This is a genomic window from Thermicanus aegyptius DSM 12793 (assembly GCF_000510645.1).
Lineage (GTDB): Bacteria > Bacillota > Bacilli > Thermicanales > Thermicanaceae > Thermicanus > Thermicanus aegyptius.
The window spans coordinates 1,823,976-1,836,319 of record NZ_KI783301.1 but is presented as its reverse complement, the minus strand read 5'-3'; the positions used below and the strand labels follow the sequence as shown (position 1 = coordinate 1,836,319).

Genomic DNA, 12,344 nt, shown 5'->3' with positions numbered 1-12,344 from the left:
GTGTTTAAAGACTGGGAAGGCAAGGCTTCGCTCATTACGCTGCAGAACTTTCCGCTGCCGCAAGACGTCGTCGCCGCTGGCGAAACTGCTCTTGTGGCGACCTGGAAGAAGAGCGGCGTACAACGAGCTGTAGGCCCCAAGAGAGCGGGGATGCTCTACCAAAAAGCCCAAAAGTCCATCGGCCTCACGGAAGGCGCTACGGCGGCCAGGCATGAGCTAGCCATGTACCTGGAGCAGTACGCCATGCTGTGCAGGCAGATCGAAGAACTGATGGAGCATGTGGCGGCTCTGGTGGAGCAGATTCCGGGCGCCTCCCACATGATGAGCATTCCGTGCATCGGTCTCGTCACTGTGGCAGGTTTCCTGGCGGAAGTCGGGGACTTGAGCGGCTACGATCACAGCCAGCAAATCGTCCGTCACGCCGGTCTCAGCCTGCGGGAAAACAGCTCCGGGCTGCACAAAGGGGAAACGACCATCAGCAAACGTGGTCGCTGTCGTCTCCGGGCCCTGCTGTACCGGGCGGCACTGACGATGGTTGCCAGGAACCCGGAATTCCGCGCGTTGCACATGTATTTCACGACGCGCCGGGACAATCCGCTGAAAAAGAAACAGTCCATGATCGCGCTTTGCATCAAGCTCATCCGCATCTTGTTTGAGCTAGGCCGTAAACAGAAGAATTATGACAGCAGCAAAGTGCTCGGCCCCCATCGGGAGGCTCAGCTTCAAGCAGCAGCTTAATTTATTCGCAGGTTAGTAACTCATTCGTTTTACTTGCTTTATCCACATGTTGATCTTTGAAAAGCGAAGCACGGATAGGCTGGGAGCAATTTATTCCATTAGGGCATCGACCCCGCAAAGGAGCTTGCCTGGCCTCCACCCCTTGAGAGGTAGAACGAAGGAATGTAAGGGCATTGACCCAGGGAGATATGGGAGGGTAAACCGCAAGGGCTTATGTGGAGATCCATTTGCGATCATATGGCTAAAAAAATCGAGGTGACCACCACCTCTATTCCCGCCAACAGGTCGATTCCATATTTTCACTTCTCATCAAATCTTATCCAAGGATGTTTCGTAAGTCAAAGATGAAATCATGAGAAAAAGCAAGAAAGACGGAGAAAACATTAATTTAATGAGGGAGGAATTCAGATGGCAATCCATCACCGGGAGATTGGGTTGAGCGATCAAACCGCGGTAGAGATTTATCGCTACATGTTCATGGCCCGTAAAGTGGATGAAAGAGAGTGGATCTTAAACCGCGCCGGTAAAATCCATTTCGTCATCTCATGCCAAGGGCAGGAAGCTGCACAGGTTGGAGCAGCCTTCGCCTTAGAAAAGGGGGTCGATTATCTAAATCCGTATTATCGGGATACGGGGGTCGTTTTGGTGATGGGGATGACGGTGAGAGACCTCCTTCTTTCTGCTTTTGCCAAGGCGGAGGACCCCAACAGCGGGGGCAGGCAGATGCCGGGTCATTTCAGCAGTAGGAAATTAAACATCATGACCCAATCCAGCCCCACCGGGACCCAGATTCCCCATGCGGTTGGTTTTGCCCTGGCGGCAAAATATGAGAAGAAACCGTTCGTTTCTTTTGTCACCTTAGGAGAGGGAACGAGCAATCAAGGAGATTTTCATGAAGCCTTAAACTTTGCCGGAGTTCATAAACTGCCTGTGATTGTCCTGGTGGAAAACAACCAATACGCCATCTCCGTGCCGGTGAAAAAACAGCTCGCCTGCGAGTCGGTGGCCGATCGAGCGGTAGGATACGGTATGCCCGGTGTCTCCGTAGACGGGAATGATCCCTTGGAGGTTTACAAAGCGGTCAAAGAGGCAAGGGAGAGAGCTCTCCGGGGAGAGGGGGGAACGCTGATCGAAGCAAAAACCTATCGTTTAACCCCCCACTCCAGCGATGACGATGATCGCACCTACAGAAGCCGTGATGAGGTAGAGTTGGCTAAAAAACAGGATCCCATCCTCCGTTATCGGGAATATATTTTATCTCAGCGTTTGATGGATGAAGGGAAATTGGCCGCCTTGGAAAAAAAGGTGATGGAAGAGATCGACGAAGCAACCCGTTACGCGGAAGAGGCGCCTTATCCTGAACCGGAAAGCGCCATGCTGCACGTATATGGTTAAGGAGGAGATGAGGCGATGGCTATCCTGTCATATATTGAAGCGGTTACCCATACCCTTCGGGAAGAAATGAAGCGCGATCCTCGAGTTTTTCTCCTCGGAGAGGATGTGGGAGTCCGGGGAGGCGTTTTCCGAGCAACCCAAGGACTGATTGAAGAATTTGGCGAAGAACGGGTGATCGATTCCCCGCTTACGGAATCGGCCATCGTAGGCGTTTCCATCGGGGCAGCCGCGTATGGTCTGCGACCGGTTGCCGAAATCCAATTCGCCGACTTTATCCTGCCGGCGGTGAATCAGATCATTAGCGAAGCTGCTAAAATTAGATATCGTTCCAACAATGATTGGCATGTTCCCCTCGTGATACGAGCTCCGTATGGTGGTGGCGTTCATGGTGCCCTCTATCACTCCCAAAGTATGGAAAGAATCTTCGCAGGAAATCCTGGACTTAAAATCGTGGCTCCCGCAACTCCTTACGACGTGAAGGGTCTATTAACCTCGGCCATTCGCGACGAAGATCCTGTCCTCTTTTTTGAACATAAACGGCTTTATCGTTCTGTAAAAGGAGAGGTGCCCGAACAGGAATATACCTTGCCCATTGGAAAGGGGGATATAAAGAGGGAGGGAAGCGACATCACCGTCATCTCCTATGGGCTTACCCTCCATTATGTTCTGCAAGCGGCGGAATCCCTGGCGAAGGAAGGCATCTCCACCCATGTCTTCGACTTAATGACCTTATATCCTTTAGATAAAGAAGGAATTATCGAGGCGGCGGCAAAAACGGGGAAGGTTTTAATCGTCCATGAGGATCATAAAGAAGGGGGCATCGGGGGAGAGGTTTCTGCCGTTATCGCAGAAGAGGCTCTCTTTGATTTAGATGCACCCATTAAGCGCCTTGGAGGACCGAGCATTCCGGCCATGCCCTACAGCCCTCCATTAGAGAAATTTTATATGCTGAATCCTGACAAAATTGCTCAGGCCATGCGGGAATTGGCTTATTTTTAAGTCGTATCGAGCGAAAGGAGGAAAAGGATGATCGTTCATATAACGATGCCTCAGTTGGGGGAGAGCGTCACCGAAGGAATCCTTGGCAGATGGCTGGTCAAACCCGGTGATCAAGTAAACGTATATGATCCCCTCTGTGAAGTGATCACCGACAAAGTAAATGCGGAGGTACCTTCTACCGTCGCCGGAAGAGTAGCGGAACTTCTGGCCTCCGAGAATGAAGCCGTCCCGGTTGGGAAAGTGATTTGCACCATTGAGACAGAAAAGAATGAAGAGGAGAGTGCATCAGCGGAGCATAAAGAGACCTTCGGGGAGAAGGAAAAAGCCGACCCAGGAAGTGGTGGGACACTATTTGGGAAAAGGGAGGCAGGACAGCGGCTTTCCCCCGCCGTGTTAAAATTAGCGGCGGAAAAGAAGATCCCCCTTGAAAAGATCAGAGGGACAGGAGCCGGAGGCAGGATCACGAGGAAAGATCTCCTTCTCTATTTAGAGGAGAGAGAGAAAACAAAGGCAAACGTTCTCCCCGATGAAGTGAGCAAACCCCCGGTCCGCGAGTTAAACGCTGCTATCGGGCGAGAAGAAGAGATGACTAAGCCATCTCCTCTTCCTGTTGCCGCTTTAGGGGATGTAGAGATTGACGTTACGCCGGTACGGAGAACCATTGCAGAGCGAATGGTTCGCAGCAAACATGAAGCGCCTCATGCGTGGATGATGATCGAAGTGGACGCCACCAATCTGGTAAAACTTAGGAACGGGCTTAAGGAGGAATTTAAAAGGCGAGAAGGATTTAACCTTACCTACCTTCCCTTTTTCATAAAGGCGGTCGTGGAAGCTCTGAAGGAATTTCCGATGTTAAATGCCCAATGGGCGAAAGACCGCATCATCATGAAAAAAGAGGTGAACATCTCCATCGCCGTGGCAACGGATGATGCCCTCTTTGTCCCGGTTATTAAAAGAGCCGACGAGAAAAGCGTCTTAGGCTTGGCCCGTTCCATTGAGGAGTTGGTTCGCAAAACCAGGGAGGGGCGCCTTGCTCCCGATGATATAAGCGGTGGAACGTTTACCGTGAACAACACGGGTTCATTTGGTTCCGTTTTATCCATGCCGATCATTAATTCACCGCAGGCGGCGATTTTAAGCATCGAAGCGATTGTGAAAAGACCGGTTGTCATCGAGGGGATGATTGCCGTTCGGGATATGGTAAACCTCACCTTATCCCTTGATCATCGGATCTTAGATGGCCTGATCTGTGGGCGGTTTATGCAACGGGTCAAGGAAAAGATTGAAGCGATCCGTCCGGAAATGGAGATTTATTAAAAAAGTGAGGAATCAAAGGGCCGAGCGGAAGGCCCTTTCCTTTTTTGTAAAAATAAAAGTTCCTTTTGTCGATATAAAGAATAGGATGAATTTGTCGCAGCATAGAAATGAGGGAATTATGGATGGAGAGATCAACTTTAATCGGGATTATTATCGGACTGATCGCAGTAGGGTTTGGAATGGTACTGAAGGGGGCTCCTCTTAGCTCTCTCCTCACAAATCCTGCCGCTTACCTTATTATTTTCGGTGGTACCATAGCAGCGGTCTTAAATGCTTTCCCCATGTCACAGTTGAAAAAGGTCCCTGTTCTCTTTAAGATTCTTTTCACCAGACAGGTTCTGATTTCCAGGACGGAATTGATCGATCATTTTATGACTTGGGCGCAAACCGCACGAAGAGAAGGGCTTTTGGCGCTGGAAAACAGCATTGACGAAATTAAGGATCCTTTCTTAAAGAACGGCATGAAGATGGTCGTTGACGGCAGGGAAATGGAATTTATCCGGGATGCGCTGGAACAGGATATAGAGGCGATGCAATCTCGTCATCAGTCCGGAGCCCAGATTTTCAGCCAGGCGGGGACCTACGCCCCTACCTTAGGGGTATTGGGAGCGGTTATCGGTCTAATTGCCGCTTTGGGGAATTTAAGCGACATCGAACAGCTGGGGCACGCCATCGCCGCAGCGTTTGTCGCTACCTTGTTGGGGATTTTCACCGGATATGTTTTATGGCATCCTTTTGCCAATAAATTGAGGCAAAAATCAAAGGAAGAGGTAGAGCTAAAACGCCTGATGATCGAAGGCATTCTATCCATCCAGGCCGGGATTTCTCCATCAAATATTGAAGAAAAACTTCTCGTCTATCTACCGGCTGCTGAACGGGAAGAGCGATGGAGGACGAAACATGTGGAAAAATAAACGTTCCCATGGGGAAGAGCATCAAATGGACGAAACGTGGCTTATTCCTTACGCCGATTTGCTCACTTTACTTCTGGCCCTATTCATCGTTCTTTTTTCTCTTAGTGAGATAGACAGTCAAAAAGTCGAGAAAATGGCCAATGCGTTTAATATCGCTTTTCGAGGAGCAGTAGGCGTCTTACAATATGACCAGATGATTCCTACAAAAGTTCCGAACTTAACAAGCAATCCAGCCGGCAGTGGTTCCCAAAACAATTTTGACCAAAAGGAAATTGAACGTTTGCAGGCATATCAACAAGAAACCGCCCAACTAAAAAAAATCATGGAAGAGATGAATCAATATATTGAGAAAAATGGTTTGACCAATCAATTAAAGACCTCCTTAACCAATGAAGGATTGCTCCTTACCATCGGAGAAGACGCCCTTTTTGACTCCGGTAAGGCAGATATCCTTCCTCAGGCCAGGAAGATCGCCAAAGAGATTTCCGTCATTCTGGAAAAGAGTTTTCCCCACGAAGTTTCTGTTTCGGGGCATACGGACAATCGGCCGATTCATAATGCCGAGTTCCAGTCCAATTGGGATTTAAGTACAGCTAGGGCGGTCAATTTCCTCAATGTAATTTTGGAGAATAAAAACTTATCCCCTGACAAATTTCGGGTGATCGGATATGGAGAGTACAGGCCGGTGGCCGATAACAATACCGAGCGGGGAAGGGCGCTAAACCGAAGAGTGGAAGTACTGATCGCAAGGATGTATAAATAATGATGTACGGCGACATCGAATGAACGAACGAGGGGGTCTCCCCTTTTTTTTATTTTTTAAGATGGAAGAATTCCCTCATTCATAAATTTCTGATATCCTATGTAAAGGAGGATTTTGTACGATGAGCAAAAAAGAGTTGGATGTCCTCATTCTCTCGGGGTTAACCCCCTATCAAGAAGCATGGGATATGCAAAAAGAGTTGGTGAAGGAGGTGGACAAAGGGAGACGGTCGCATACCCTTCTTCTCCTGGAACACCCGCACATCTACACGTTAGGTAGGGCTGGACATGAAGAGAATTTGCTGATCACGCATCAAGAAAGGGAGAGAAAAGGAATCGATTTTCAACGAATTGATCGCGGAGGGGATATCACGTATCACGGCCCAGGACAACTGGTCGGTTATCTCATCTTTCATCTGGCCGATTGGGGCAATGATCCCCACCGTTTCTTGCGACTTATCGAGGAAGGCCTGATCCAAACCTTAAAATTCTGGAACATTGAAGGGGAAAGAAAGGAAACGTATACCGGGGTTTGGGTAGGAGACGAGAAAATCGCCGCGATTGGAGTCAAGTTGAATCGGGCTAAAGAGAGGGTTGGCTATATTTCCTCCCATGGTTTTGCTTTAAATATCTCCCCGGATTTGCAGATGTTCCAATATATTCGTCCCTGCGGGATCGTTCACCTGGGAGTAACCTCCATGGAAAAGGTTTTGGGGAAGAGCCCTGCCATATCTTCTCTCTATTCTCCGATCATGGATGCGTTTTCATCCGTCTTCCATTTTGAAAAAAGAAATGAAACCTATACGCATTGGAAAAGAGAAGTTGAGCCGCCTGCAAGCGACAAAAGTTCCAAGGACGAATGAATTGAGAAGATTGGAGTGATCAAGATGGAGAGAGACTATGCAAAAGAAAAAGAGGATTGGAGAAGAAAGACGGAGATTTTATTGAATAAATACCCGGAGAGGAAGAAGGAATTTAAAACGCTTTCAGGGATTCCCATTGAAAGGGTTTACTATCCGGACCACATGACGGATGAATATATGGAGAAGTTGGGTTTTCCCGGTGAATGGCCTTATACCCGTGGAATTCGTCCCACCATGTATCGTGCACGCTATTGGACGATGAGGCAATATGCGGGATTCGGGTCGGCGGAGGAAACGAACAAACGGTTTAACTATTTATTAGAACAAGGACAAACGGGTTTAAGCGTTGCCTTTGATCTCCCTACCCAGATCGGATACGATTCGGATCATCCCCTCTCCCGGGGAGAGGTGGGGAAGGTGGGGGTTGCCATCGATTCCCTGGAAGATATGGAAACGCTTTTTGAAGGGATCCCTCTCCATAAAGTAAGCACTTCGATGACCATCAATGCTCCTGCGGCGATTCTTTTGGCCATGTATCTGGTGGTAGGGGAAAAACAAGGTCTTTCATTCAAAGAATTATCCGGTACCATTCAGAACGATATTTTAAAAGAATATATCGCACGGGGCACCTATATTTATCCTCCGAAACCCTCCATGCGTCTCATCACCGACATTTTTTCTTTTTGTGCTGCGGAGGTGCCCAAGTGGAACACCATTAGCATCAGCGGCTACCATATCCGTGAAGCGGGTTCAACCGCTGTTCAAGAGGTCGCATTTACCCTGGCCAACGGGATTGCCTATGTGGAAACGGCGATCAAAGCCGGACTTCATGTAGATCAATTTGCCCCCCGACTTGCCTTCTTCTTTAACGCGCATAACCATTTCTTCGAAGAGATTGCAAAGTTTAGGGTCGCGAGAAGAATATGGGCAAAAATCATGAAAGAACGATTTGGAGCCAAGAAGGAAGAATCGCTACAGCTCCGTTTTCATACACAGACAGGCGGCTCTACCTTGACCGCACAGCAACCGGAGAATAATATTGTCCGCGTTACCTTACAAGCGCTGGCCGCAGTGCTGGGAGGGACGCAAAGTCTTCATACCAATTCCATGGATGAAGCTCTTTCTTTACCGACTGAGCAGTCGGCCAGAGTGGCCTTGAGGACCCAGCAAATTATCGCCTATGAGAGTGGCGTTGCCGATACCGTGGATCCTCTGGGCGGTTCTTACTTCCTAGAAGCGCTGACAGATCAGATGGAAAGAGAAATCATACGATATATGGAGAAGATTGATTCCTTGGGCGGCGCGGTCGCCGCTATCGAGCAAGGATATATGCAAGAGGAGATCCACCGGGTTGCCTATGAAACCCAAAAGAAGATTGAAGAGGGCGAGATGGTGATTGTGGGGGTGAATCGTTTCCAGGTTGAAAATGAGAATCGGCCGGAGATTTTACGCGTCAATGATCAGGTGGAAAAGAATCAAGTAGAAAGATTGCGGAAGCTAAAAGAACGGAGAAATCAGGGGGAAGTGGAGAAAAACTTAAAGCGGTTAAAAGAAGCCGCGCAAGGAGACGAAAATTTGATGCCGGTTATCCTCGATTGCGTGAGATCGTATTGCACGGTGGGGGAGATGAGCGGCAGCCTAAGGGAAGTTTTCGGGGAATATCAAGGGTAAAAGAGATCGTGGGCCGTGGAGAATCGTTTCTGTCATGGAGTGCCGAAACATGGAGCGCCGAAAGCCCCCGTGTGACAGGATATGTTTTGTGAGATAGGAGGAAAGAGTAGATGGGTGAAAAGATTCGCGTGTTGGTAGCCAAGCCGGGATTGGACGGACATGATCGGGGGGCGCTGATCATCGCCCAAGCGTTAAGGGATGCCGGAATGGAGGTGATCTATACCGGCCTCCGCCAGACGCCTGCCCAAATTGTAAAGGCAGCGATCCAAGAAGATGTGGACTGTATTGGACTCTCCAGCCTTTCAGGTGCTCATAATCAACTTTTCCCGGAAGTGACCCGACTTCTTCAAGAAGAGGGGGCGTCGGACATCCTGGTGGTTGGAGGAGGGGTCATTCCCGATGAGGATATTCCATATCTCCTGGAAAAAGGAATTGCAAAAATCTTTACGCCGGGAAGCAGCCTCCAGGAGACCGTCGCATTTATTCGATCCGAGGTAGAAAAGAGGAGAAGGCAAGGGGAGGCGGGGAAAGAAGACCCGATCCACCCTCCTTCCCAAATCGATCATATCGGGATTGCCGTTAAAAGTATTACGGAATCCAGAAAAATTTACGAAGCCCTTGGCTTATTCATCGTAAGTGAAGAAGAGGTGGCGGAAGAAAAGGTGAAGGTGGCCATGATTCCCATTGGGGAGACGAGGATTGAACTTTTGGAAGCCACTTCTCCCGATAGCCCGATCGCTAAGTTTATCGAGAAAAGGGGGGAAGGGATTCACCATATTGCCCTTCGTACAGGGGAAATGGAAGAAACACTTCATCGTGTGGAAAAAGCGAATCTTATTCCCATTCCTCCCGCCCCAAGAACCGGCGCACATGGATCACAGGTGGCGTTTCTTTCCCCGAAATCTACCTATGGCGTTTTAATTGAACTGGTAAATCCGGGTGAGCATCATGACCAATAACGAGAAGATGTACGAAAAAATCGACGAACTCTATGAACGGCGAAGAAAGGTTGAATTAGGCGGAGGCTATGAAAAAATTGACCAGCAGCATCGTAAGGGAAAGCTGACCGCCCGAGAACGAATTCATCTTCTGCTCGATCCGGATAGCTTTGTCGAACTCTTTCCTTTTATTGAACATCGGGGAGCCGGTCTGGAGATGAAAGAAGCGCCTGGGGAAGGGGTGGTTACAGGGTACGGGACGATCCATGGGCGACTTGTTTATTTGTTTGCCCAAGATTTTACCGTCTTTGGCGGAGCATTAGGGGAGATGCACGCAAGAAAGATTGCCCGCGTCATGGATCTTGCCGCCCAAAATGGGGCTCCGATCATCGGATTAAATGATTCAGGCGGGGCACGCATTCAGGAGGGAGTTGTCTCCCTTGACGGGTATGGGCATATTTTTTATCGGAATGCCATTTACTCCGGCGTCATTCCCCAGATCTCCGTCATTATGGGACCAAGTGCCGGAGGAGCCGTTTACTCGCCGGCGATCACCGATTTTGTTTTTATGGTGGAAAAGACGAGCCAAATGTTTATCACAGGACCCAAAGTGATTGAAACCGTAACCGGTGAGAAAATCAGCAGTGAAGATCTGGGCGGGGCTCGGGTTCATACGACGATTAGCGGGAATGCCCATTTCTCCCATCCTGATGAAGAATCTACTTTAGAAGGAGTACGCCGACTTCTCTCCTTTCTTCCTCAAAACTATAGGGAGAAACCCCCGCGGGGAAAACCGGATGAGGGTGGAGATTGGATTGAAGAGATCGTTGATCGTGTGCCGGTAGAGGGGACCAGGGTTTATGATGTGGTTCAAGTCATCAAACTATTGGTAGATCATGGAGATTTCTTACAAGTCCATGAGAACTTTGCGAAAAATATCGTGGTGGGTTTCGGAAGAATTGACGGTTATACGGTAGGGATGATCGCCAATCAGCCAAAGTATTTGGCAGGAGGGCTTGATATCCATTCCTCCGATAAACTGGCCCGTTTCATCCGCTTTTGCGATGCTTTTAACATTCCGCTGATCACCTTGGAAGATGTAACCGGATTTTTTCCTGGGGTTAATCAGGAGCATGGGGGAATAATTCGGCATGGCGCCAAGATTCTCTATGCTTATTCCGAAGCAACGGTCCCCAAGATCACGGTCATTTTGCGTAAAGCCTATGGAGGAGCTTACGTCGCCTTAAATAGCAAAGCGATCGGTGCGGATCTGGTTTATGCATGGCCCAATGCGGAAATTGCCGTTATGGGACCGGAAGGGGCAGCCAACATTATCTATTCCAAAGAAATTGAGAGGAGTGAAAACCCGGAGGCGACCCGGGCGGAGAAAATTAAGGAATATCGGGAAAAGTTTGCAAACCCATATGTGGCGGCGGGTATGGGCATGGTGGATGATGTGATCGATCCCAGGGAGACAAGAAAGAAGCTAAAAGAGGCTTTACGGATGTTGCAAAACAAACAGGAAGGACGTCCTCATAAGAAACATGGGAATATACCCCTTTAGGTAAATGAATTGGGGTCCCGTGAGTTTAAATCGGTCGGTTTGATGCCGATGAGCGTTCGAATGAAACGAGGAGCGGCAGGAGAAAGGGGGGAGCCTATGCTTCAACGGGAAACGGGCAAAGTGATCGAGGTATGGCGAAGGTCTCAGGAAATAGAGTTGATCCGAGTGGAAACGGATGAAAGAATCGAAGAAGGAATAAATTATCCCTCCATCACCGGCGCTGTTCGTGAGGGAGATGAGGTGCTTCTAAACACCACGGCGGTTCGCCTAACGCTTGGATCCGGTGGATTTCATATCGTGATGGCCATCTTAAACAGAAATGAAAAGGAAAGAAACGCCCCATCCGGTCATATCATGAAAGGGCGATACACCCCCTTTCAGCTGGCAGTGCAGTGCGTGGAGGAGGAGGAGCATCCCCTTTACTCCCCGGAAACAAGGGGTGGAGATTTGCAAGGTTTCCCTATCCTCCTCTTCAGCTTACATAGCATGTTGCCTGCTTCTCTCCTCTTTATTCAAAAGAAGAAGCCGAATTTAAAGGCGGTTTACATCATGACCGATGGAACGGCGCTTCCGATTTGGTTAAGCAATCACGTGAGAAGTTTGAAGGAAGAGGGCCTTCTCTATAAGACCATTACCGCAGGGCAAGCCTTCGGGGGGGACTTGGAAAGCGTTAATGTCTATTCTGCCATGCTTGCCGCCCGGTATAGTTTGGGAGCAGATGTGATCCTCGTTGGACCAGGGCCAGGAAGCGTCGGCACCGCTCATCCTTTCGGATATTCGGCCGTGGAGACCGGAGAATTGATCAATGCGGTGGCTGCTCTCAATGGAACCGGGATTGTGGTCCCCCGGATCCAATTTCAAGACCCCCGCCCCCGTCACCGCGGCTTAAGCCATCATCTCCTCACATCCCTATCTCGAATTGCCCTCGCCCCCGCCTATCTTCCCATCCCCCTTTTCGCAGGGGAAGAGAAGGAATGGATTAAAGAGCAGATCGAGCATTATCGGTTGGGAGAAAAGCATCATCTTCTTTGGCGGCCCTTGGAAAAATGGGATGGGCTCGTCTCCATGATCGAGGAATACCCCATTGAAACGATGGGACGGGGGATTCTTGAGGATCCGCCGTTTCTTCAGGGAATTGCCGTCGCTTCCTCTTTTTTTCTCTCCATCCTTAAATAAAAAAGGT

The 12,344-nt window shown here is 49.2% G+C and carries 11 protein-coding genes; all 11 read left to right on the top strand.

Annotated features, from left to right (window positions below; genetic code table 11):
- Positions 1-738 (top strand): IS110 family transposase (locus THEAE_RS0109825; RefSeq protein ID WP_028987325.1); only part of this gene is annotated, 738 nt, incomplete at its 5' end.
- Positions 739-1,146: 408 nt separating this feature from the next.
- On the top strand, positions 1,147-2,133 hold the full coding sequence (locus THEAE_RS0109820) for a thiamine pyrophosphate-dependent dehydrogenase E1 component subunit alpha (protein ID WP_028987324.1): 987 nt from the start codon (positions 1,147-1,149) through the stop codon (positions 2,131-2,133).
- Between the two features lie 15 nt (positions 2,134-2,148).
- Positions 2,149-3,132 carry an alpha-ketoacid dehydrogenase subunit beta gene (locus THEAE_RS0109815; protein ID WP_028987323.1) on the top strand — a complete coding sequence of 328 codons (984 nt, stop codon included), beginning with the start codon at positions 2,149-2,151 and terminating at the stop codon, positions 3,130-3,132.
- Between the two features lie 27 nt (positions 3,133-3,159).
- Positions 3,160-4,449, top strand: coding sequence for a dihydrolipoamide acetyltransferase family protein (locus tag THEAE_RS0109810; protein WP_028987322.1), 1,290 nt, complete (start codon positions 3,160-3,162; stop codon positions 4,447-4,449).
- 122 nt (positions 4,450-4,571) lie between these two features.
- Complete coding sequence (motA, locus tag THEAE_RS0109805) at positions 4,572-5,363, top strand: flagellar motor stator protein MotA (protein WP_005585674.1); 792 nt, start codon at positions 4,572-4,574, stop codon at positions 5,361-5,363.
- On the top strand, positions 5,350-6,126 hold the full coding sequence (gene motB, locus THEAE_RS0109800; RefSeq protein WP_028987321.1) for a flagellar motor protein MotB: 777 nt from the start codon (positions 5,350-5,352) through the stop codon (positions 6,124-6,126). Before motA ends, motB begins: the two co-directional genes overlap by 14 nt.
- Positions 6,127-6,247: 121 nt before the next feature.
- A complete protein-coding gene (lipB, locus tag THEAE_RS0109795) occupies positions 6,248-6,988 on the top strand; it encodes a lipoyl(octanoyl) transferase LipB (protein WP_028987320.1) in 741 nt (246 codons plus the stop codon).
- Between the two features lie 24 nt (positions 6,989-7,012).
- Positions 7,013-8,659, top strand: coding sequence for an acyl-CoA mutase large subunit family protein (locus THEAE_RS0109790; RefSeq protein ID WP_028987319.1), 1,647 nt, complete (start codon positions 7,013-7,015; stop codon positions 8,657-8,659).
- A gap of 110 nt (positions 8,660-8,769) precedes the next feature.
- Positions 8,770-9,618 carry a methylmalonyl-CoA epimerase gene (gene mce, locus THEAE_RS0109785; RefSeq protein ID WP_028987318.1) on the top strand — a complete coding sequence of 283 codons (849 nt, stop codon included), beginning with the start codon at positions 8,770-8,772 and terminating at the stop codon, positions 9,616-9,618.
- The gene (locus tag THEAE_RS0109780; RefSeq protein WP_005585669.1) at positions 9,608-11,161 is read left to right on the top strand and encodes an acyl-CoA carboxylase subunit beta; all 1,554 of its coding nucleotides are present in this window, start codon (positions 9,608-9,610) and stop codon (positions 11,159-11,161) included. The genes mce and THEAE_RS0109780 overlap by 11 nt, the downstream gene beginning before the upstream one ends.
- 96 nt (positions 11,162-11,257) lie before the next feature.
- The gene (locus THEAE_RS0109775) at positions 11,258-12,337 is read left to right on the top strand and encodes a DUF3866 family protein (protein WP_028987317.1); all 1,080 of its coding nucleotides are present in this window, start codon (positions 11,258-11,260) and stop codon (positions 12,335-12,337) included.
- Positions 12,338-12,344 lie beyond the last annotated feature (7 nt).

What these genes read in the sequence shown, in the direction of transcription:
- THEAE_RS0109820 (WP_028987324.1), top strand. Translation starts at nt 1,147, where the DNA reads ATGGCAATCCATCACCGGGAGATTGGGTTGAGCGATCAAACCGCGGTA.
- THEAE_RS0109815 (WP_028987323.1), top strand. Translation starts at nt 2,149, where the DNA reads ATGGCTATCCTGTCATATATTGAAGCGGTTACCCATACCCTTCGGGAA.
- THEAE_RS0109810 (WP_028987322.1), top strand. Translation starts at nt 3,160, where the DNA reads ATGATCGTTCATATAACGATGCCTCAGTTGGGGGAGAGCGTCACCGAA.
- motA (WP_005585674.1), top strand. Translation starts at nt 4,572, where the DNA reads ATGGAGAGATCAACTTTAATCGGGATTATTATCGGACTGATCGCAGTA.
- motB (WP_028987321.1), top strand. Translation starts at nt 5,350, where the DNA reads ATGTGGAAAAATAAACGTTCCCATGGGGAAGAGCATCAAATGGACGAA.
- lipB (WP_028987320.1), top strand. Translation starts at nt 6,248, where the DNA reads ATGAGCAAAAAAGAGTTGGATGTCCTCATTCTCTCGGGGTTAACCCCC.
- THEAE_RS0109790 (WP_028987319.1), top strand. Translation starts at nt 7,013, where the DNA reads ATGGAGAGAGACTATGCAAAAGAAAAAGAGGATTGGAGAAGAAAGACG.
- mce (WP_028987318.1), top strand. Translation starts at nt 8,770, where the DNA reads ATGGGTGAAAAGATTCGCGTGTTGGTAGCCAAGCCGGGATTGGACGGA.
- THEAE_RS0109780 (WP_005585669.1), top strand. Translation starts at nt 9,608, where the DNA reads ATGACCAATAACGAGAAGATGTACGAAAAAATCGACGAACTCTATGAA.
- THEAE_RS0109775 (WP_028987317.1), top strand. Translation starts at nt 11,258, where the DNA reads ATGCTTCAACGGGAAACGGGCAAAGTGATCGAGGTATGGCGAAGGTCT.